The 21468-nt window shown below is 64.2% G+C and carries 17 protein-coding genes and 1 tRNA gene; 12 read left to right on the top strand and 6 right to left on the bottom strand.

What is annotated here, in order from left to right; all coding sequences use genetic code 11:
- The first annotated feature begins 79 nt into the window (after positions 1-79).
- Complete coding sequence (locus E6P07_RS10280) at positions 80-451, top strand: helix-turn-helix domain-containing protein (protein ID WP_153976208.1); 372 nt, start codon at positions 80-82, stop codon at positions 449-451.
- 12 nt (positions 452-463) lie between these two features.
- On the opposite strand, the gene hypE is transcribed toward E6P07_RS10280, so the two are convergent.
- From hypE to E6P07_RS10265, 3 genes are read right to left on the bottom strand one after another with little or no spacing between them, the layout of a single operon-like run.
- A complete protein-coding gene (gene hypE / locus E6P07_RS10275; protein ID WP_153975524.1) occupies positions 464-1510 on the bottom strand; it encodes a hydrogenase expression/formation protein HypE in 1047 nt (348 codons plus the stop codon).
- Positions 1507-2637, bottom strand: a complete 1131-nt coding sequence (gene hypD / locus E6P07_RS10270; protein ID WP_153975523.1) for a hydrogenase formation protein HypD — start codon at positions 2635-2637, stop codon at positions 1507-1509. The genes hypE and hypD overlap by 4 nt, the downstream gene beginning before the upstream one ends.
- Positions 2634-2909 carry a HypC/HybG/HupF family hydrogenase formation chaperone gene (locus E6P07_RS10265; protein ID WP_153975522.1) on the bottom strand — a complete coding sequence of 92 codons (276 nt, stop codon included), beginning with the start codon at positions 2907-2909 and terminating at the stop codon, positions 2634-2636. The genes hypD and E6P07_RS10265 overlap by 4 nt, the downstream gene beginning before the upstream one ends.
- Before the next feature lie 87 nt (positions 2910-2996).
- Between E6P07_RS10265 and E6P07_RS10260 the strand changes: the two genes are divergently transcribed.
- From E6P07_RS10260 to E6P07_RS10215, 10 genes are all read left to right on the top strand, one after another.
- A complete protein-coding gene (locus E6P07_RS10260; RefSeq protein ID WP_153975521.1) occupies positions 2997-3587 on the top strand; it encodes a class I SAM-dependent methyltransferase in 591 nt (196 codons plus the stop codon).
- 374 nt (positions 3588-3961) lie between these two features.
- The gene (locus tag E6P07_RS10255) at positions 3962-4711 is read left to right on the top strand and encodes a response regulator (protein WP_153975520.1); all 750 of its coding nucleotides are present in this window, start codon (positions 3962-3964) and stop codon (positions 4709-4711) included.
- 20 nt (positions 4712-4731) lie between these two features.
- Positions 4732-6051 (top strand): ATP-binding protein, encoded by a 1320-nt coding sequence (locus tag E6P07_RS10250; RefSeq protein WP_246172816.1) that lies wholly within the window; start codon positions 4732-4734, stop codon positions 6049-6051.
- Between the two features lie 62 nt (positions 6052-6113).
- Positions 6114-6578 (top strand): peroxiredoxin, encoded by a 465-nt coding sequence (locus tag E6P07_RS10245; protein ID WP_153976207.1) that lies wholly within the window; start codon positions 6114-6116, stop codon positions 6576-6578.
- Between the two features lie 6 nt (positions 6579-6584).
- Positions 6585-9032 carry a hybrid sensor histidine kinase/response regulator gene (locus tag E6P07_RS10240; protein WP_153975518.1) on the top strand — a complete coding sequence of 816 codons (2448 nt, stop codon included), beginning with the start codon at positions 6585-6587 and terminating at the stop codon, positions 9030-9032.
- On the top strand, positions 9029-9871 hold the full coding sequence (locus tag E6P07_RS10235) for an ATP-binding response regulator (RefSeq protein WP_153975517.1): 843 nt from the start codon (positions 9029-9031) through the stop codon (positions 9869-9871). Before E6P07_RS10240 ends, E6P07_RS10235 begins: the two co-directional genes overlap by 4 nt.
- Before the next feature lie 21 nt (positions 9872-9892).
- Positions 9893-10231 carry an ArsR/SmtB family transcription factor gene (locus E6P07_RS10230; RefSeq protein ID WP_153975516.1) on the top strand — a complete coding sequence of 113 codons (339 nt, stop codon included), beginning with the start codon at positions 9893-9895 and terminating at the stop codon, positions 10229-10231.
- A gap of 22 nt (positions 10232-10253) precedes the next feature.
- Positions 10254-11723: an aminodeoxychorismate synthase component I gene (pabB, locus tag E6P07_RS10225; protein ID WP_153975515.1), complete on the top strand. Its 1470-nt coding sequence runs from the start codon at positions 10254-10256 to the stop codon at positions 11721-11723.
- Positions 11724-11830: 107 nt separating this feature from the next.
- Positions 11831-14101, top strand: coding sequence for a hypothetical protein (locus E6P07_RS10220; protein ID WP_211363104.1), 2271 nt, complete (start codon positions 11831-11833; stop codon positions 14099-14101).
- Positions 14102-14122: 21 nt separating this feature from the next.
- Complete coding sequence (locus E6P07_RS10215; protein ID WP_153975514.1) at positions 14123-15610, top strand: phosphomannomutase; 1488 nt, start codon at positions 14123-14125, stop codon at positions 15608-15610.
- Between the two features lie 38 nt (positions 15611-15648).
- On the opposite strand, the gene E6P07_RS10210 is transcribed toward E6P07_RS10215, so the two are convergent.
- From E6P07_RS10210 to E6P07_RS10195, 3 genes are all read right to left on the bottom strand, one after another.
- Positions 15649-15738 (bottom strand) — tRNA-Ser (locus E6P07_RS10210).
- A gap of 94 nt (positions 15739-15832) precedes the next feature.
- Entirely contained in the window at positions 15833-17242 is a 1410-nt protein-coding gene (nhaD, locus tag E6P07_RS10205; RefSeq protein WP_153975513.1) for a sodium:proton antiporter NhaD, read from the bottom strand.
- A gap of 783 nt (positions 17243-18025) precedes the next feature.
- Positions 18026-20197, bottom strand: coding sequence for a CHASE domain-containing protein (locus E6P07_RS10195; RefSeq protein WP_162008626.1), 2172 nt, complete (start codon positions 20195-20197; stop codon positions 18026-18028).
- Positions 20198-20556: 359 nt separating this feature from the next.
- Between E6P07_RS10195 and E6P07_RS10190 the strand changes: the two genes are divergently transcribed.
- Positions 20557-21459, top strand: coding sequence for a diguanylate cyclase domain-containing protein (locus tag E6P07_RS10190; RefSeq protein ID WP_153975510.1), 903 nt, complete (start codon positions 20557-20559; stop codon positions 21457-21459).
- Positions 21460-21468 lie beyond the last annotated feature (9 nt).

Genomic DNA, 21468 nt, shown 5'->3' with positions numbered 1-21468 from the left:
GACGGGATAGACATCCTTTGCAGTCATCAACCTAAGCCTCATCTCAAACGAGAAAGTCTTGCACAACATCAAGATCACCATGGACCTGACGAAACGTATCGGCCAGCGCCTGCGCTTGGCCCGACAGCAGCAAAAGCTCAGTCTCGCCGACCTGTCGGCCCGCACCCAATCCTTGTCCAAGTCGCGCATCAGCAACTATGAGCAGGGTATCCGTCGCATGGGTCTGGAGGAAGCGCATGAGCTGTCCGTCGCCCTGGGCACGGTCACGCCGACCTATCTGCTGTGTCTCGACGACCGGGGGCCGCTGTCGGAACAGGAGCTTGAGTTGGTCGATCACTTTCGCCGCACCGACGAGCGTGGTCGCGAGACCCTATTGCAGCTTGCGCGTCTCCAGCCGAACCACGACCCCGCCGAGGACGTGCCGTCTGAATCTAGGTCCGAGGATACCTGAGCGCGTCTGAGTTCAGCAGATGCGGGGTAGCGGCTCGCCCGTGAGCCAGTCGAGCAGGCGCTCCCCGCCCAAGCAGGTCTGCATCTGGACGAAGCCGAGCGGATCCTCGACCACCTCACCGATGATGGCCGAGTCTCGCCCCAAGGGATGGGCACGCATCGTCGCCAGCAGGGTTTCGGCCCGCTCCGCGGGACAGATCGCCACCAGCTTGCCCTCGTTGGCGACATAGCAGGGATCGAGTCCGAGCAGCTCGCAGGCGGCCGCGACCGCCGCGCGCACCGGGATATCGCACTCGCGCACCCGCATCCCGACCCCGGACTGCTGGGCCAGCTCGTTGAGGGTGGTCGCCAGACCGCCGCGGGTCGGGTCGCGCAGACAATGGATCTCGGGCACGGCGGCGATCATCTCGGCGACCAGGCCATGCAGGGCGGCGGAATCGGATTGCACCTCGGTCTCGAAGCCGAGGTGCTCGCGCTGGGACAGGATGGCAATCCCGTGGTCGCCGATAGGGCCGTTGATCAGGATGGCATCGCCCGGTCGCGCCCGGTCGCCCGAGATCGTGATCCCCTCGGGGACCACGCCGATCCCGGTCGTGGTGATGAAGACCCCGTCGCCCTTGCCGCGTTCGACCACCTTGGTGTCACCAGTCACGACCGCGACCCCGGCCTCACGTGCGGCCTGCGCCAGGCTCGCGACGATGCGTGCCAGATCGGCCAGCGGCAGTCCCTCTTCCAAGATGAAGCTCGCCGCCAGATAAAGCGGACGCGCGCCCGACATGGCGATATCGTTGAGCGTGCCGTGCACCGCCAGCGCGCCGATGTCCCCGCCTGGAAAGAACAGCGGCGAGACCACATGGGCGTCCGTGCTCATCACCAGCCGTCCGGGCGGGACGCTGAACAGCGCCTGATCATTGCCCTGGGCCAGCCATTCGTTGTCGAGCGCCGGTCTGAAGAGTTCGTCGATGAGCTGGGCCATAGCGCGCCCGCCGGCGCCGTGGCTCATGTCGACCCGGCCCTGCTCGAGGTCCAGTCGGGCGGACAGGCGTGATCTGGTGGTCATGGGTTTCGTCCTGAAGATGGTCGGTGCGATCGATGGCCCCAGTAGGCCGCGCAGGCGCCCTCGGACGAGACCATGCAGGCGCCCATCGGGTTGTCCGGGGTACAGAGGGTGCCGAACAGTCGGCACTCGGTCGGCTCCTTGAGACCGCGCAGGATGGCCGGGCATTCGCAACCCTTGATCTCGTGGCCTCCCTCGACCCTGACCGGAAAGCGCCGCTCGGCGTCCAGATCGGCATAGTCCTCGGCGAGCGCCAGCGCACTCTCGGGCAGAAACCCGAGTCCGCGCCACTCGAAGCTCGGGCGGGTGACGAAGACGCTGGCCATGAGTTCCAGGGCTCGGACATTCCCGGATTCGCTGACGGCGCGGCTGTATTGGTTTTCGACCTCACAGCGACCGGTGTTGATCTGGCGCACCAGCATCAGGACCGATTGCATGACATCGAGCGGCTCAAAGCCGGCGATCACCACAGGCACCCCAAACTCGTGCGGCACGAAGGCGTAGGGCCGGGTGCCGATGACCGTGCTCACATGCGAGGGCCCCAGGATGCCGTCGAGCCGCACGCCCTCGGGTCCGGCCAGCTCCAGGATGGCACGCAGCGCGGGCGGGGTGAGGACGTGGTTGCAGAGGACCGACAGGTTTTTTAAGCCCTCGGCGCGTGCTTGGAGGATGGCGACCGCCGTGGGCGGGGTGGTGGTCTCGAAGCCGATGGCCAGGAACACTACCTGACGCCCGGGTTCATCGCGCGCGATCCGCAGCACATCCTGGGTCGAATAGACCATGCGAACATCGGCACCAGCGGCCTTGGCCTTGAGCAACGTCTGACGTCTGCTCGCCGGCACGCGCATCAGATCGCCATAGGTGCAGAGCGTTACGCCATGCTCATGCGTCATGGCGATGGCCTGATCGAGCCGTGCCATCGGCAGCACACACACCGGACAGCCCGGCCCGTGGACGAAGCGCAGATTGGGCGGCATCAGCTGCTGGATGCCATAGCGGAAGATGGCATGTGTATGTCCGCCGCAGAACTCCATCAGGCGGTATTCGCGCCCGGGGTCGACCGCGGCGGCGATGGCCGCGGCCAGTTGGCGCGCGAGCTGCCGGTCGCGGAATTCGTCGAGGTATTTCATGCCGGCAAGGCGCCTGGGTCGGCCTGATCCATCTCGTCATCGAGCAGGCGCGTCATCTCGGCCATCAGCCGGAGCGTCTCCTCGGCCTCCTCCTGGCTGATGCGGTTGAGCGCATAGCCGACATGCACCAGGACATAGTCACCGACCTCCACCTCTGGAACCAGCGCGATCGAGACCTCGCGCGCGACCCCGCCCAGATCGACCGTCGCCGTGTCGATGGCAGGATCGATGCGCGTGATATGGGTGACGCGAGCCGGAATGGCGAGACACATGGCAGACTCCTTGAACACTCTGGGCCTTGGTACCAGGCATTGGACTACGATACGGGTTCTGACTCAACCCAATGGACTTAGAGACCCATGCTGACGCCTGAACAACTTTCCGCCCTGCGCCGCGACATCCGGTTCTCGGTCCAACTCGGCGGACGTACCCTCGAATTTTGCACGACCTGGGGCCTGTTCTCGCCGCGCGAGATCGACGAGGGCACCCGTCTGCTGCTCGATCATCTCCACATCGAACCGGGCGACGACTGTCTGGATCTCGGCTGCGGCTATGGCCCGATCGGTCTGACCCTGGCGGCACTCGCCCCCCAGGGCCGCACGCTCCTGGTCGACAAGGACTTTGTCGCCGTCGATTATGCCAACCTGAACGCCCGGCTCAACCGGCTCGACAACGCCGAGGCACGCTTGAGCAACGGTTTTGACCAGATCGAGCCGGAACGACGCTTCGACCTGATCGCAAGCAACGTCCCGGCCAAGGTCGGCAAGGAACTCTTGGCGATCCTACTGCACGACGCCCATGCCCGCCTGCGCCCCGGCGGTCGGCTCTATCTGGTCACCATCAATGGACTGCGCCAGTACATGAAGCGCAACCTCACCGAGGTCTTCGGAAACTACGACAAGCTCAAACAGGGCGCGCACTATACCGTGGCCCTGGCACGGCGCACATAAAAAAGAGCCGCGACGGCAGGGTGTGTGGCTGCCGTGGCGACCCAATTGGCTTGCTGCCGTGAAACACGGCGATGCAAGTGCCAAGCCGTGAGGCGGGATGTCCGCCTCGTGGTGACGTCTAACGATCGTCGCGGGTCCGTGATGCGTTGCCTTTGACCAAGGCGACCATAAAGCCGCCGCACAACAGGCTAGATGAAAGACCGAATAGAGTGAGTGCATCAAAGCTCATGGGGTTATCTCCGTCTGTGCGTTGAGGGTGTCGACTCGCGGCCGGAGAACCAAGGGCCTGTTCGATCGACGAACGCTTGCTATTTTGTCTGTTTAACCATAATAAAGTATTTCATAAATCTCTAATATTGTAACAGGTTGTTTCCATGTCCGTGCCTTGCGTTGCTGGCACCGAGCCATCGAAGCGCGTCGAGCCCGAGCGCCGCGCCCAGATCCTGGTCGTCGATGACGATCCCGATCTGCGTGCATTGCTGGCCGACTATCTGGCACGTCAGGGCCTTGAGGTGGCGGTAGCGGAGGATGGCCGGGCGATGGATGCCTGGCTGGCGCGCACACCCGCAGATCTGATCATTCTGGATCTGATGCTGCCGGGTGAGGATGGTCTGACCCTGACGCGCCGACTGCGCAGCCAGAGCGATATCCCGATCATCATGCTCTCGGCGCGCGGCGAGGCGGTTGATCGCATCGTCGGCCTGGAGGTCGGGGCCGATGACTATCTGTCTAAGCCCTTTGATCCGCGCGAGCTGTTGGCACGGATCCGCGCCGTGATGCGTCGCCATTCGTCCGCTGGACCTAAGTGCGATGAGGTCATCTGTTTTGGTCCCTATCGTCTGTATCCAGGTTTGCGCGAACTGAGGCGCGGTGATGCTGTGGTCGCCCTGACCCGGAGTGAGATGGACCTGCTCCAGGTGTTGGCCACCAACGCCGAGCGGGTGCTGGATCGTGACCTGTTGCTGGATCTGCTCAAGGGCTATGAGCGCTCGCCCTTCGATCGCAGCATCGACGTCCAGATTGCGCGTCTGCGCGCCAAGATTGAGCCCGAGATCAAGTCGCCGCGCTATATCCGTACCGTCTGGGGGCGGGGTTATATGTTCACCCCGGCGGGCATACCATGAGCCGGTGGTGGGCGTCGCTGTTGCCAGCAACCCTCTTTGGTCGCACCTTGCTGACGCTCATCCTTACCTTCGGCGCCTTCACCCTGGTGACTGCTTCGGCCATCGTGGTCTATGTGCTCTTGCCACTTTCACAACGTTCGGCGGCAGATCTGGCCAACATCATGGTGCTGGCGGCACGTACCTTTCATCAGCTGCCACCTGAGTCGCGGGCCAACTATCGGCGGCATCTGATCGACCAATATCGATTAGGCCTCGACGAACAGCCACCTGTCGTCGATCACCAACGGCACTTCTTCCCCTATCGGTGGCGTTTGGAGCAGGCGCTCAGCAAGCGGTTAGGGCGCCCGGTCGAGATGATAAGCGCCTCGAACGCCGGCGAGCCCTGGTTCTGGGTCGAGATCGGTCGCGACATCGACGAAGAACCCCTATGGATCGGTTTTCCCCGGAGTCGCATTGGCACCCAACCGTTGCTGGGGCTGACGATCATTGCACTGGTCGCCGTGGGCTTGATCCTGTTGACGGCCCTGATCCTGGCCGGCCAGGTATCGCGCCCGGTACGCCGGCTCGCCAAGGCCGCCGAGGAGGTCGCGTTTGGGCGCTCGCCCCAGGATCTGCCCGAGACCGGCCTGGTCGAGCTGGCCAATCTGGCACGTCGCTTCAACCAAACCAGCCGTCAAGTACGCGAGTTGCTGGCCGATCGCACCCTATTGTTGACCGGCATTTCGCACGACCTGCGCACACCCCTGACGCGCTTGCGATTGGCAGTGGCCATGCTGCCGGAGGGCACGCCGCCTGAATTGACGCAGCGCCTGGAGCGCGACATCGATGAGATGAATACCCTCATCGGCCAGGCCCTAGAGCTAGGCCGGACGCTGGGTGCGGAGCCGCCCGAGATGGTCGAGCTCAATACACTGCTGACGGAGGTGGTCGCCAAGCGGTCGCATCTGCTTTGGACGCCCGGGCCCGACTGCTACCGGGCGGTTGCGGTCCTGGCCTTGCGCCGCATCCTCGCCAATCTGGTGGAGAACGCCCTGCGCTATGGCGGTGAACAGCCGGTCGAGCTGCGGCTGGACTGTCAGGAGGAGGCGGTTGCGATCGAGGTGCTGGATCGTGGTCCGGGCATCCCGGAGTCGGAACTCGAGGCCGTGTTTCGCCCTTTCTATCGGCTGGAGTCCTCGCGCAACCGCCGCACCGGCGGTACCGGCTTGGGGCTGGCGGTGGCCCAGCAGTTGGCACGGGCCAACCGGATGGAACTGACGCTGACACCGCGCCCCGGGGGTGGCATGATCGGACGTGTCTGGCTGCCGGCGGGCAAGGGGGGCGACAGGGATCGGAGTTGACGGCCCGAGCCGTCATGCCTACATTCGCGACATCGTTCAACCTGTCGATGGAGCACTCACCGATGCTGCAACCCGGCGATCGCGCCCCGGATTTCGCCCTACCCAACGCCGACATGGAGCCGGTGAGCCTCGCCTCGCTCAGTGGGCGACGTCATTGCGTGATCTATTTTTACCCCAAGGACGACACGCCCGGTTGCACCCTGGAGGCGCTCGAGTTCACCGACCTGCAGCCCGAGTTCGAGGCCGCCGAGACCGAGATCCTCGGCATCAGCCGCGACAGTTGCGCCCGTCACGGTTCCTTCCGCGACAAGTACGGACTCTCGATTCAGCTGCTCTCAGACGCTGACGGCAAGGTGTGCGAGGCCTATGGCGTCTGGTGCGAAAAGGAGGTCCGCGGTGCGAAGCGTTTCGGTATCCTGCGCTCGACCTTCGTCGTCGACAAATCCGGTGTCGTGCGTCACGCCCTCTATGGCGTCAAGCCCAAGGGTCACGCCGCCCAGGTACTCGACCTGGTCCGCGCACTCTGACCCCGGATGCCCCAGATCCGTGCACCCGACCTCAAGCTGCGCGCCTATATCCTGCTGTTCCTGCTGATCTTCGGCCTGATGCCGTTGATCCTGGCCGCGCTCATCAATCTGCCGCTGGTGCTCGATCGTACCGCGCTCTTTTATCAGCGCGCCTATTTGCAAAATCTGCGTGCCGATTTCCGCGATCTCGACCAGCATCTGGCCAGCCGTCACGAGCTGATCCGTTTTCTAGCCAAGCTGCCTGAGCCGGGGCTGATCCTGGGCGCGCGCGGCGAGTCGGGTCAGATCGACCTGGCGCGCGCGCGCTATACCACCTGGATCAACCAGATCCTGGCCGATCAGCGCGACGTCATCCAGATCCTGTTCTTCGACGCCGAGGGACAGGAGCGCTTTTGGTTGGTGCGCGATGCGCGCACCCAAGAATGGCGCCCGACCGCCCAGCCGCCCCAGCTACCAAACCGTCAGTTCCTCGATGCCGGCCTGCAGAGCCAGCCCGGCGCGGTCATGGTCAGTCGCATCCGGATCGATCCCCAAGCCGGCGTTGAGGATCCGCGCCGACTCATGACGCTCAATCTGGTCAGCCTGATCGGTGGTGAGCCGGGCAATTCCGCTCAGGGGGCGGTGGTGTTGACCATCGATGTCGGCGGATTGGCACAGTTTTACCGCAATACCCTTTGGGTCAATCACGACGGCAGCTATCTGCGCCCCGGTCAGCCGGCGAGCGGTCAACCGGAGGCCTTTGAAACCTTTCCAGGGCTGGCGGCGATCTTTAGCGAAGGCAAGCTGGCGCTGTGGAAGAACGAACAGGGGCGGCAGATGCTGTGGGTACCCATGTTCCTGACCGAGGACGGCTTCCCACTCTGGGTCGGGCGTGTGGTCGATCCCTCGCCCCTGGATGCCTTCCGCAACGAGCTGATCGTGCGGGTGTTGAGCATCATCGCCTTGTTGGTGCTGGCCGTGATGGTGCTCGCACGCTGGATCGCGGCGCGTGTCGAGCATTTCGGTCACGAGCTGCTCGGCGGTATCCAGCACATCCTGCACGACGGTGAACCCCTGCGTTTCAGTTGGCGCGGGCCGCGTGAGCTGCGTGAACTCGGCGAGCGCCTCACCGAGCTGGCCGCGACCCATGCCGAGCATCTACGCGTGGCACGGGCCCATACCCGCGAGTTAGAACAGTCCAACCGCTATAAGTCACAGTTTTTGGCCAATGTCAGTCATGAACTACGCACGCCGCTCAATTCGATCCTGTTGCTCTCGAAGATGCTCGGCGCCGAGGACAATGGTCTGAATCCGATCCAGCGCCGTCAGGCCCAGGTCATCCATGAGGCCGGGCGCGATCTGCGGGCGCTGATCGACGACATCCTCGACATCTCGCGCATCGAATCCGGACGACTCAGCCTGAATCCAGAGCCAGTCGAGTTGAGGCCGATGCTGGAGGACCTGATCGAGCTCTTTAGCCCCCAGCTCGCCGATAAGCCGGTCGAGCTGATCCTGCGGCTGATGCCGGGCGCACCTGACTCGCTTCAGACCGATCGCGACAAGCTGCGCCAGATCCTCAAGAACTTTCTCGCCAATGCGATCAAGTTCACCGAACGCGGCGAGGTCCGGGTCGAGGTCGGCACCCGCCCCGAATCGGACCGGCCATTGATGCTGAGTGTGATCGACACCGGCATCGGTATCCCACCCGACAAGCAAGAGATCATCTTCGAGGCCTTCCAGCAGGCCGACGGCTCGACGCGCCGCCGCTACGGCGGCACCGGCCTGGGTCTGGCGATCAGCCGCGAGCTGGCGACCCTGCTCGGCGGTGTCATCGAGGTCGAGAGCACGCCGGGTCTTGGCTCGCGCTTCTCGCTGCTGTTGCCGCTGGCGCTGTCGCCGGATACTGGGGCCTCGGTGCCCGAGACGCGGTTTGAGTCAGTCCCTCTGACCCCTGGGCCACTCGAGGCCATCGAGGGGGTGGGCACGGAGGTCGAGGACGGCACCGAGCCCCTGTCTGGGCCGGGGACGCCCTGGGTGCTCATCATCGAACGCGACGTCAAGACCCTGGTTCAGCTCACCTCCGAGCTGTCGCGACGCGGCCTGCGCGTCCAGACCGCTGCCGATCTCGATGAGGCCTTGGAGACGCTGCGCGAGGAAGGCGAGGGCTGCGCCCTGATCCTGTTGGCCGTCTCGGGGTCCACCGAGACGACCTGTGATACGATCCAGACCCTCCTGATCGAGACCTCATGGCCACATCCGGTCGTGGCGGTCATGGTGAACCCAGGGTCCGATCCGCGACTCGCCGATTGTCCGAGGGGCGGCGAGGTCGCCCGCCTGAATAAACCGGTCGCCCCCGAGGCGCTCACGGCCCTGCTGGTTCAGGTGCTGGGGCAAGCGACCTCGGCCCTCCCGGGGCCTCTGCTCGATGAACGGCCCCGGACCTCCGCCCCTGGTCATGCAACGGAGAGGACATGACGCGCTACTCTGGCTTCAAGCTCCTGATCGTCGACGATCACGCCCACAACCTCTTTACCCTGCGCACGCTCATCGAGCGCCATCTCGATGTCACCGTGCTCGAGGCCAGTTCAGGTCAGGAGGCGATCGCCTTGACCCATGCGCACCCCGACATCGATCTCATCATCCTCGATGTGCAGATGCCCGAGATGGACGGTTTCCAGACCGCCTCGCTCCTGAAGCTGCGTAAGCGCACGCGCGACATCCCGATTATTTTCCTCACCGCGGCCTTCAAGTCCGAGGAGTTCCAGCGCCGGGGGTTTGCGATCGGCGCGGCGGACTATCTGCTCAAGCCGATCGAGGACGCCCAGCTCATCAACAAGATCAGTACCTATTTCCGCTTGATCGAAAAGGAGCGCGCCCTCAATCGCACCCTGGAGCTCAAGGTCGCCGAGCGCACGCGTGAACTGGCCGAGGCCCGCCAATATCTGGAGAACATCATCACCCACATGGGCGAGGCGCTCTTGGTCTTGGAGCCGGACGGACGTATCAAGCTGACCAACCCGGCTGCACAGCGCCTGCTGGGGTACAGCGAGGCGGAGCTACTTGGTCTCTCGATCGGCGACGTGTTCGAGGAGGAGGGCGACGAACAGGCCGGCGCCTTCATGGGTCTCTGGCTGGAGGCATTGATCCGTACCGGGGCCCTGAGCAAGATCGAGGCACGCTTCATCGCCCGCGACGGGCGGCGGGTGCCGATCCTGTTCTCGCGCACCGCGGTGAAGGATGGCGAGGGCCGGATCAGCGATATCATCTGTATCGCCAAGGACATGACGGGCTATACCCGCGTCGAGCCTGATTAAAAACAAATGGAGGAGTGAAGGATGAACGAATCGAGTACCCCCGAAATTCCCCAAGAGGATGAAGACACGACCCTGACCGCCAACGCGCTCAAGGCGATGGCCCACCCATTGCGCTGGAAGATCCTCTGTTCGCTGGGCAAGAATGAGCTCTCGGTCAGCGAGATCGTCGAGCGCACTGGAACCTCGCAGAGCAACATCTCGCAACACCTCGAACAGCTCAGGAATAAAAACATCGTGGTCGCGCGCAAGGAGGCCAACCGGATCTATTACCGCATCCGCAACGCGCAGCTGCTCGAACTGATCGGCATCATGCGCGAGGTCCTGTGTCCGGCCAATCTCGACGATCGCGCACCGCGCTGAAGGGCCGCACCGGCCTTGGGGCATGTCTCCTCACGTCCGCGATCTCGCCTATCGACCCGATGCCAGTCGCTACATGGAGCGCCTGCTCGACCACCCCTGGCCGGTGTGGCTCGATAGCGGGCGTCCGTTCAGCGACCAAGGGCGGTTCGACATCTTAACGGCCGCTCCGGTCGCAACCCTGGTGACACGCGGTGCCGACAGCGAGTGGTGCGCCTGGGGTTTGAGCGGGCGCTCGTCTGCCGATCCATTCGAGCTACTGAGCGAGCTCCTGGGGCCGAAGCGCGAGACTGTGCCCGGCTTGCCCTTCATCGGTGGGGCGATCGGTTATTTTGGTTACGACCTGGCGCGCCGCTTCGTGCCGTTGCCAAATCGCGCGCGTGATGCCGACCGCCTCCCTGAGCTTATGGTCGGGATCTATGACTGGGCCCTGATCCTGGACCATGTCAGGGGGCGTGCCTGTCTGGTCGGTTGGGATGCCCATCGGCTCGATACCTGGGCGGCGCGGCTGGTAGCGCCGGTCGCACGCCCGGCCCGCGAGCCGTTCCAGACACTCGGTCCGATCGAGTCCAATTTGACGCCTGCGGCCTATCTCCAGGCCCTGAGGCGCATCCGGGAGTATTTGATCGCCGGCGACTGCTATCAGGTCAATCTCGCCCAGCGCTTCGCCGCCCCGGCTAGGGGCGACCCCTGGACGGCCTATCAGCGGCTGCGGGCGCTCAACGCCGCCCCCTTCGGCGCCTATCTGGACCTACCGGGGGTTCAGATCCTGTGCGCCTCGCCCGAGCGCTTCCTCCAGGTGCGCGACGGTTGGGTCGAGACCCGCCCGATCAAGGGCACGCGCCCGCGTGCGGACGATCCGGCTGAGGATGCCCGTCTGGTCGAGTCGCTGCGCCTGAGCCCCAAGGAACGGGCCGAGAATGTCATGATCGTCGATCTGCTGAGGAACGACCTGGGTCGGGTCTGTGCGATCGGGAGCATCCAGGTGCCCGCCCTGTTCGAGGTCGAGACCTTCGCCCATGTCCATCACCTGGTCAGTACGGTCAGGGGGCGGCTGGCGGCTGGACGCACAGCGCTCGACCTGCTGCGCGCCGCCTTCCCGGGCGGTTCGATCACCGGCGCGCCCAAACGCCGCGCCATGGAGATCATCGAGGAACTGGAGCCCGATCGGCGCGGCGTCTATTGCGGGGCCATCGGCTATCTGGGCTTCGATGGGGCCATGGATACCAACATCGTCATCCGTACCCTGATCCAGTCTCAAGGTGTCGCCCAGGTCTGGGCCGGCGGCGGTATCGTCATCGATTCCGATCCCGCGTCCGAATATCGCGAGACTTACCACAAGGCCGCACCCTTGCTCGAACTCCTGCAATCGGACGTACAACATTCAGTGCCGCTCCATCGGCTGTGCGCCCAAGACCATGCTTGTCCGCGTGGGCGAGCCGACCCTCTCGCTTGTAGAGACGATATCCCGAATGTGTCGTCTGAGCGGATCTAACCCAGGCCGCCGGACTCGCCCTTGCCCGATCCAGTCTGATCGACCGACAATCCACCCCTGGCCTCGCCTTGTCAGGAGGGGCGTCAGTCAAGAAGGACACCGGATCCATGTCTGTAGACACCCATCGTCCAGCCCATCGCTGGCGCTTCAATCGATTTGGCGGTTTCGATCAGGTCATGATCGACTCGGGCGAGGACATCCGCCATCTGCCTGAACTCGACCCCAGGCTCTGGGCGGTCTTGAGTTGCCCGACCCAAGGACTCGAGTTCGATCGCCATACCCTGGATCTGTTGGATAGGGATGGCGATGGGCGTATTTGCATCGATGACATCAAGGAGTCCGTGCGCTGGACCTGCCGCCGGCTCAAGGATCCGGGCGATCTGTTCAAGCACGAGGCCGGCCTGCCGCTGGACGCCATCGACGACGGCACCGAGGAAGGGCGCCTGATCCTGGCCTCGGCCTGGCGCATCCTCGACAACCTGGGGCGCACCGAGTCGACCCTCATCACGGCGGACGAGACGGCCAATACGGCCCAGATCTTCGCCGGGTCGCGCTTCAACGGCGATGGTGTAGTGCAGCCGAGCGCGGCCCGCGACGAGTCGGTCGCCCAGGCGATCAGCGACATCATGCGCTGTGTCGGCTCGCGCCCCGACCGCAGCGGCGAGGAGGGCATCGATCGGGAACTTTGCGCGCGGTTCTTCGCCGAGGCGCGCGAGTATCTGGAATGGTGGGCTCAGGCCGAGGCCGATGCGATCAACATCCTGCCGCTCGGCGAGGACACGGAGTCGGCGGCTGAGCTTTTTGAGTCGGTCAAGACCAAGATCGACGACTATTTCACCCGAGCCCGACTGGCCGACTACGACCAGCGCGCCACCGAGCGACTCAACCCGTCCGCGGCTGATTATGCCGCCCTGGCCAACCAGACCCTGTCGTCGGCCACCGAGTCACTGGCGGGTTTTCCGCTGGCGCGTGTCGAGCCTGGGCGTCCGCTACCGCTGCGTCAGGGGGTCAATCCGCGCTGGGCGCGGGAGCTGGATGCCTTTCGCACCCGGGTGGTGGTGCCGCTGCTTGGCGACATCGAGTGTTTGACTGAGGCGCAATGGTTGGATCTGAGCGCACGCTTTGAGGCCCATGCGGTCTGGCGTGCCCATCGACGCGGCGCCCTGGTCGCCCCGCTGGGCGCGACCCGGCTGCGGGCCCTGGTCGAGGGACCGTTCCAGGCCGCGATCGCCGATCTGATCGAGCAGGATCTGGAGTTGGCCGGGGTATCGGATGCCATCGACTCGGTCGACCGGCTGGTGCATTACTACCAGCACCTGGAGCCGCTGCTCCAGAACTTCGTCTCGCTGCGTGACTTCTACACACCGGGACGCAAGGCGGTGTTCCAGGCCGGCACCCTCTATCTGGACGGGTACGCATGCGACCTCTGCGTGCGTGTCGATGACCTTGAGCGACACGCGGCCCTGGCCCAGTTCAGCCAGATCTATCTGGTCTATTGCGACTGTAGGCGGCGCCTGCCCGCGGGCGGCGGCACCGAGACCCTGACCATTGTGGCCGCCCTTACGGCTGGCGAGGGCGGAAGGCTTGCGGTCGGTCACCACGGCATCTTTTACGACCGCGATGGGGCCGACTGGGATGCGACTGTGGTCAAGCTCATCGAGCAGCCGCTGAGCGTCTGGAGGGCCTTTTGGTCGCCTTACAGAGGGCTGGTACGTCTGATCACCCAGACGATGGAGGGCGTCACTGCTGAGGTCAGACCTGCTTTAGCTGAGGGCAGCCGCCGGACGGACCCGCCTGTGCGCTGCACGCGGTCAGGTGTCTGGATTGGGGGTGTTTTGCTGGTGGGTGTGGTCGGTGCGATCAGCTTGGCGACGGTCGGGATGGGACTCGTCTACGAGTGGCGGGTCCTGGTGGGGCTGCTGGGACTGATGGGAGCGATCTCAGGGCCCTCGGTATTGCTGGCACACCTGAGGTTGCGCCAACGCACGCTGAACCCGTTGCTGGAGGCCAACGGCTGGGCGGTCAATGCCCAGGCCAGGATCAGCGCCCGCTTCGGCGCCACACTCACCAGGATGGCGCCGTGGCCAAAGGGCGCTGTGCGCTCGCTGCGCGATCCCTACGCCGATAAGAGGTGTCCCTGGATGACCGATCTGGTGCTCCTCGTCTTGCTGGCCGGGCTGATCCTGGTCTGGTGCAATGGAGATCTGGCCGACTGGATCGATCGTCTGATGCCGCAACCGGGCACAGAGATGCCGGCAGTCGAACCGGCAGCGCCCCTGGCCGAGGTCGGCGAACCCGCGACCGAGACCCGCCTGCCCGCGCGCAGCGCACAGGCGCCCGACGCGGCCGACGGGCCGGTACCCGAAACGGCAGACTGATCACACCATAAGGAGTTTGGGATGCAGATAAGCGACTTGATGGCCGAAAGCGGGGTCGGATTCGGCACTAGCGGCGCGCGTGGTCTGGTCGAGCGGATGACCGATTGGGTCTGCTATGCCTACACGTGCGGCTTTTTGAGCTACCTCACCGAGATCCAGGCGTTCTCGCCCGGCCAGGCGGTGGGGATCGGTGGCGACCTGCGTCCCAGCACCCCGCGCATCATGGTGGCCTGTGCCCGTGCCGTGCGCGACCAGGGTGGGCAACCGATCAATCTAGGCCTCATCCCAAGCCCAGCCGTGGCTGGCTATGGCCTCGGACGGTCGATCCCAACCCTCATGGTCACCGGCAGCCATATCCCAGCCGATCGCAACGGCATCAAGTTCAACCTACCCAGCGGCGAGATCCTCAAGCCCGATGAGGAGGGCATCCGTGCCCAGACGGTCGTCCGGCCCGAGGGACTCTTCGACGCCGACGGTGCCTTTAGCCAGGACCAGACCTGGGTGTTGCCCGCACCCGACGACTCAGCACGCGACGCCTACATCGCCCGCTACCTAGATTTCTTTCCACGTGACTGTCTCAAAGGACTGCGGGTTGGCGTCTATGAACACTCCAGCGTCGCACGCGACCCCCTGTCCAGGGTGCTCTCTGCACTCGGGGCTGAGGTCACACGGCTAGGACGCTCCGATACCTTCATCCCGGTCGATACCGAGGCCGTGCGACCCGAGGACCAGGCACGCGCGCGCGATTGGGCCGCGAGCGGTCGGTTCGATGCCCTCATCTCAGCCGATGGCGACGGCGACCGTCCCTTGATCGCCGATGAGCGGGGTCGGTGGCTGCGCGGCGATCTCACCGGTGTGCTGTGCGCGCGCCGGCTCGGGATCCGGGCACTGGCCACACCGGTCAGCAGCAACACGCTGGTCGAACGCTGCGGGTCTTTCGAGCAGGTATTACGGACCCGCATCGGCTCGCCCTTCGTCATCGAGGGGATGCGGCGTCTGATAGAGGCTGGACTTGAACCGGTCGCCGGCTACGAGGCCAATGGCGGCTTTCTGCTCGCCAGTGCGCTGGTGAACGCCGAGGGTGGCGTGCTGTCGGCGCTCCCGACGCGCGACGCACTGCTGGTTGCGGTGACTATCTTGATTGACGCCGTGGAGCGCGGTCAGCCGGTCTCGGCCCTGGCCGATGGTCTGCCCCAACGCTTCACCCACAGCGATCGGCTCAAGGATTTTCCGACCGAACTCAGTCGGGCGCGGTTGGCCGCTCTGAATACGGGAAACAGGACAAGCGACAAGGTTGCCATCGAAGCCACGTTCGGCAAGGACTTTGGCCCGATTGCGACACTCGACGACACCGACGGGCTGCGCCTCACCTTCGAAAGCGGTGAGATCCTGCATCTGCGTCCGTCGGGCAACGCCCCCGAACTGCGGGCCTATGCCGAGGCCGATAGTCCCGAACGCGCTGAGGTCATGGTGCGAATGGCCTTAGAGACCTTGGCTACATGGCGATAGGGGCGGGTTCTGAACCCGCCCCTACAACTAAGGGTGAATGGCGGAGAGGGTGGGATTCGAACCCACGGTACGCTCGCGCGTACACCTGATTTCGAGTCAGGCCCATTCGGCCACTCTGGCACCTCTCCGGGGCAGTGCCGACCCGCAGACGCAGCCGGCGACAAGCGCGCGACTATAACCGCAAGCGGCGACTTTGTCCATGCCAGCCTGCACTCCCTCACCTCAGCCGTTGATCCAGAAGTGGACGGCGATGCTCGCCAGGAAGCCGAGCGCGATCGCCGGCGTCCATTCCAGATGCGCAAAGAAGGTATAGGTGCCACGTGCCTGTCCCATTAGGGCCACACCCGCCGCCGAGCCGATCGACAGCAGCGAGCCGCCGACGCCTGCCGTCAAGGTCACCAGCAACCATTGGGTGTCGTTCATGTCCGGCATCATGGTCAGCACCGCGAACATGATCGGGATGTTATCAATGATGGACGAGAGCAGACCGATGGCGACATTGGCCAGGGTCGGTCCCCAGTGCTCATACATGATCTCGGAGGCCATCGCCAGATACCCGATCTGACCCAATCCACCGACACAGAGCACCACGCCATAGAAGAACAGCAAGGTGTCCCACTCGGCGCGTGCGACCGGGTTGAAGACATCGAAGGGGGTCATATCGCCGATCAGGGCGGCACGATCCTCATTGCGCTTGTGCCATCTAGCATGCGTGCGATGTAGGAAATAGCTGAGGATCTGGAGATAGCCCAAACCGGTGAGCATGCCGATGACCGGCGGCAGGTTCAGGAAGTGATGCACGCTCACCGCCGTCGCAATGGTAAGCAAAAACAGCAGGATGATACGTCGCGCGCCGCGCTTCAGGTGGATGTTGGAGCCCTGCGCCTCGGGCTTGATCTTGGGTACGGCGAAAGACATCAGGATCGCCGGCACCAGATAATTGACTAGCGAGGGTACGAACAGCTTGAAGAAGTCAAAGAAATCCAGCACCTCCTTCTGCCAGACCATGAGCGTCGTAATGTCGCCGAAGGGGCTGAAGGCGCCACCGGCGTTGGCCGCGACCACGATATTGATGCAAGACAGGGTGGCGAAGGTGCGGTTGTCGCCGCCGACGGCCAATACCACCGCGCACGTCAGGAGCGCCGTGGTCAGATTGTCGGCCATCGGCGAGATAAAGAACGCCAGGGTACCGGTCATCCAGAACAGCGAGCGGAAACCGAAGCCCTTGCGGATGAGCCAGGCGCGCAAGGCATCGAACACCCGCCGCTCTTCCATGGCGTTGATGTAGGTCATGGCGACTAGCAGGAACAGCATCAGCTCGGCATATTCGAGTAGGGTGTGGCGCACCGCCTCGCCGGCGGCATGTGGTTGGCCCTGCTGGATATAGGCATAGGCGATCAGGCACCAGATGAGCCCAGCGGCGATGATGACCGGCTTGGACTTGCGTAGATGCAGAAACTCCTCAGCCACGACCAAGAGATAGGCAATGCAAAAGATCAGCAGCGCGAGATAGCCGACGGTCTGGTCGGTCAGGTCGATGGATGGGGGGGCGGCGACCTCACCGCTGGCCAGGGCCAGGGTCGGCACCAGTAAGGCGAAGAGTCCGATGAATAGAGGTTGAACAAGGGGCATGGGCGGGCCTCGCGCGGGTGCTTGGGACGGCTCCCACACGATGGCAGAGAGCCAGGCAGGCGGGAGTGTACGTCGAAGGTCATGGCGCGTCCAGCCAGGACCACCCCCTGGTCCCGCTCAAGAGACTCGCCGCCAGCGCGAGGCTAAGTCGAGTCCCTGATGCTAGAGGAACGCTGCTTATTAACCCGGCCCTAAACAAAGATAGGCATCGCGCTTAAAAGGCGCTCTTGCTGCCATGGCGCGTGCCGAAGCGGTGGTAGGAGCGGCTTTAGCCGCGATTGGGGCTTCCACCGCCTTCTCCATGAGTCACCCCTCATTCTGGAAATCTCATGGAAAAGTCAAATTCCGTGCCAAAAAATAATGTGTGCATAGGGTAACCGCGGGCGGGGGAGGGGAGTTATTCAGCGCTCCTTTAGATGTCATTCCAAGAGTTGCGCGAAGGACCCTAGGGTTGCCGTTCTACTTCTTCGCCTCATCTTGCGGCGGTGCGCCGATTTCCATCGTGCGCCAATCCATCGAGCAGCAGCAGACACCGCATCGATCGTCCAAGGGATGCCTACGCCGTCCGCGCGCCCCGATCCGGCCCTGAAGGACGGGACTTGAGGCGCACCGGGTCATGCCGGAAGGTCGCGCGCCGCTCGGCTCTCATCGCAACTCGCACTCAAGATCGCGCAAAAACTCGAACCGCCCGTCCCTGAGGTCGCCGTTGAGTTTGATCCGATCAGGCATCGACATCTCGTTGCCTCTGTTGCACGTCAAGGACCTGGGGGTGGCCAAGGATTCTCAGGATCGGCGTTGGCCGTCAAGCGCCTTGAGGAAGGCCTCCTGATCAAAGACATAGGCCCAGTGTCCAAGGGTCTCATCGAGCGCCGGATCCTGTCCGGCGATCTGCTCCAGCAGCCTGCCGATGCGCACGAAATCGCCTATTTTTACCGCATACCGCAACGCCTCCAGCCAGGTGTCAGGATAGTGCGCCAGCCGTACCGCAACGGACTCGGGCGCAAGGCCTGCAGCGACGCCAGGCGGCGGGTCTATCATGGCCCCTTCGTCTTGGTCGGCGGCGCTGGGTCGGCGTTCGGGGCCCAGATTCGGGTCCGCGACCTTGGACGCGGGCGCGCCCTCGCAGTCCGGCACGGACTGAAACGGCACCCTGAAGCTGAAACGGCTCCCGCGTCCGGGCTTACTCTCCAGGGTCAGCTCCCCGCCCATGAGTCGAACGTATTGAGCGCTCAGGACCAGACCCAGGCCGGTACCCTGCCGTTGCCGACCGCCGCTGTCTGCTTGGATGAACGGCTGAAAGAGGCGCGCCTGCTCCTCCGGGGCGATACCGATCCCGGTATCGATGACGTTGAAGTCAAACCAACCGGCCTGGTCTGAAGCCACGTGCAGCCTCACCGAACCGGTCTCGGTGAACTTGATGGCGTTGCCGAGCAGGTTGATGAGGACCTGGCGCAGACGCACCTTGTCGCACTGGATGAGTGCCGGCAGCGCGCCGGCCTCCAGGATCAGCTCCAGGCCGCGTTCTTGGGCCAGCGGCTTAAAGAGGTCCAGGGTCTCCTCGATCAGACGGCGCGGATCGAAGATGGCGCATTCTAGATGCATGCGCCCGGCCTCGATCTTGGCCAGGTCGAGCAGATCATTGATGAGCGTCAGCAAGGACTCGCCGGCGCGACGGATGCTTGCCAATCCCTGACGCTGATTGGTGCTCAGGGCCTGGTCGTGCGTCAATACCTGGGCGAAGCCGAGGATGATGTTCAGTGGGGTACGGATCTCGTGGCTCATATTGGCCAGAAACACCGATTTGGCGCGATTGGCCGCCTCGGCCTGGTCTCTGGCCTGGATCAGCGCCTCCATCTTGGCGTGCACCCGCCTTTCGCTCGCTGCCAGCTCGTGCGTGCGCTGGTTCAGGGCCTGATTGACGCGATGGGTCTCGGCCAGGGCCAGGTCGGTGCGTCTATGACTGCGCAGGAGGGCGGCCAAGAAGAGGCACAGAACCAGCGTCAACAGCGCACCGGCCCCCATCAGGGCCTGGCTGCCTGCTTGGACTCGCGTCCCTGCCAGATAGCTCGGAAGTGCCTGGAGTCGCACGCCCCAGTCCGCATCGGCGATGCGAACCCGCCGCCAGAGATCCAGGTGGTCCAGCACTGGGCTCGGCGCCGGCGTCGAGGTATAGAGAAGGCCCTGGGGGCTGGGCGTCGGGGACTCGTAGACCCTGAGCGAGAGGCGCGACAGGAGGCCGTTTGCTTGACTCAACTGGGTCTCCACCACATCCTGGACGCGCAGCGCCGCATAGACCCAGCCGCGCAGCGCCGCGCGGCGCTGTTCGAGCGTCTCTCGCGCCTGGTTGGGGGCATAGACCGGAACGAACAGGATGACCCCGGCGCGCGGACTGGACCCCTCATCCTGTTTGAGTCTCACCTGTTTGGAGACGGTCTCCTGATCGCGCTCTGCCGCGCGCCAGGCGGCCGCGGCGCGAATGGGTTCGGTCAGACAATCGAAACCGAGCGCCTGGCGGTTGATCGCGTCAAACGGCTCGACATAGATGACCGCTGAATAGCGCTCGCGAACGCCAGGCGGTCGGATGTCGTAGTCGGTGAGACCCTGGGCGCGTTCGAGCGCGACATGGTGCTCCCTGTCGGGTCCCAGCACCAGGGTGACGTAACCGATGGCCTGGATGCCTGGATAGTGCGTACTCAGACGCAGTGTCTCTACATAGCGGTGGAACTGATCGCGCCCGACACCCTCGCTGGCCATGAAGAGCCCGGCCACCCCGCGCAGGATCTGCACATTGGCCGCCAGCCGATCCTGCAACCCGTGCGTCAGTTCGTCGGCCTGCAGCGCAAATTCAGCCGCCTCCATCGCACGCTCGCGTGCGCGCAGGTGTACCCCCAGCATCCAGCTGAGCATCAGGCCGCCGATCAGAATCAAACCGGGCCAGACCAGCCAAGCGGGCACGGCCTGTACGGATCTGAATCGAAACGCTGGGTTCAGCATGCAAGTCCTAGGGGGTTTTTGTGGAAACGCCGATCCATTCACCTACCATCGTCCCTGCGAGCCAGTAAAATCCAGTCAATTAGTAGTCTGGAGGCCGATCCGCGCAAGGAGGCTAGATCAGATCGGCCTGTTCCCCAGGGGCTGGCCCTGTCTTGGGAATCGCCTTAGAATGCCGTATACCACCCTATGCCGGGCCTGATTGACCGAAACCTTACAGAGGGTCTGCATCCATGGCTCGAGGGCCGTAGAGCGAGCATACCCCGGATCACCCTTGTCCACCCAGGTCGGCGGGATGGCATAGAGCCGGATCGAGGACCGCGATGCGACTCCTGATCGTCGATGACATCCCGGACAACATCCGGGTGTTGAGTCAGATGATGCTTTGCGATGGGCACGAGGTCTCGGTCGCCACCAGCGGCCGTCAGGCACTCAAGATTGCCGCCGCCTCGGCCCCGGATCTGATCCTGCTCGATATCATGATGCCTGGGATGGACGGCTATCAGACACTCCAGGCGCTCCGTGCCGATCCAGATCTCGCCGACATCCCGGTCATCTTCGTGACCGCACTCTCCGAGACCGAGGACGAGACGCACGGACTGGAGTTGGGGGCGGTCGATTACATCACCAAGCCGTTCAAAGAGGCCGTCGTCAGGCGGCGCGTCCAGACCCATCTCGAACTCAAGCACCAGCGCGCCCAGCTCGCCCAGCTCGCCCAGCTCGACGGGCTGACCGGGCTCCCCAATCGGCGCGCCTTCGACCGCCAATTCGACCTAGAGTGGCGGCGCGCGCTCCGTTTGGGCAATGCCTTAGCGATCGTGATGATCGATGTCGATCACTTCAAGGGCTTCAACGACACCCATGGCCATCTGAGCGGCGATGACTGTCTGCGCCGTCTGGCGCAGATCCTGGGCCGGGGGATGCGACGGGCAGGCGAGCTCGCCGCCCGCTATGGCGGGGAGGAGTTCGTGTGTCTGTTGCCTGGGATCGAGGCTGCGGGCCTGTCGCAGCTCATGGAGCAGTTGCGCGTGAGCGTCGAGTCCGAGCACCTCCCGCACGGGGCATCGAGCGCCTCGCCCTGGGTGACCATCAGTCTCGGCGCGGCGCTCTGTCGCCCGAGACCCCCGATGGTGGCGAGCGACCTGATCGCGGCCGCAGATGCCCAGCTCTACGAGGCCAAGCGCCGCGGGCGCAATCAGGCCTGTCTGACGGAGATCCTTATCTGAAGGCCGACC

This window comes from Thermochromatium tepidum ATCC 43061 (genome assembly GCF_009664085.1).
Taxonomy (GTDB): domain Bacteria; phylum Pseudomonadota; class Gammaproteobacteria; order Chromatiales; family Chromatiaceae; genus Thermochromatium; species Thermochromatium tepidum.
Note: the sequence above shows the minus strand (reverse complement) of the source record. Positions and strands in the feature narration are given on the sequence as shown.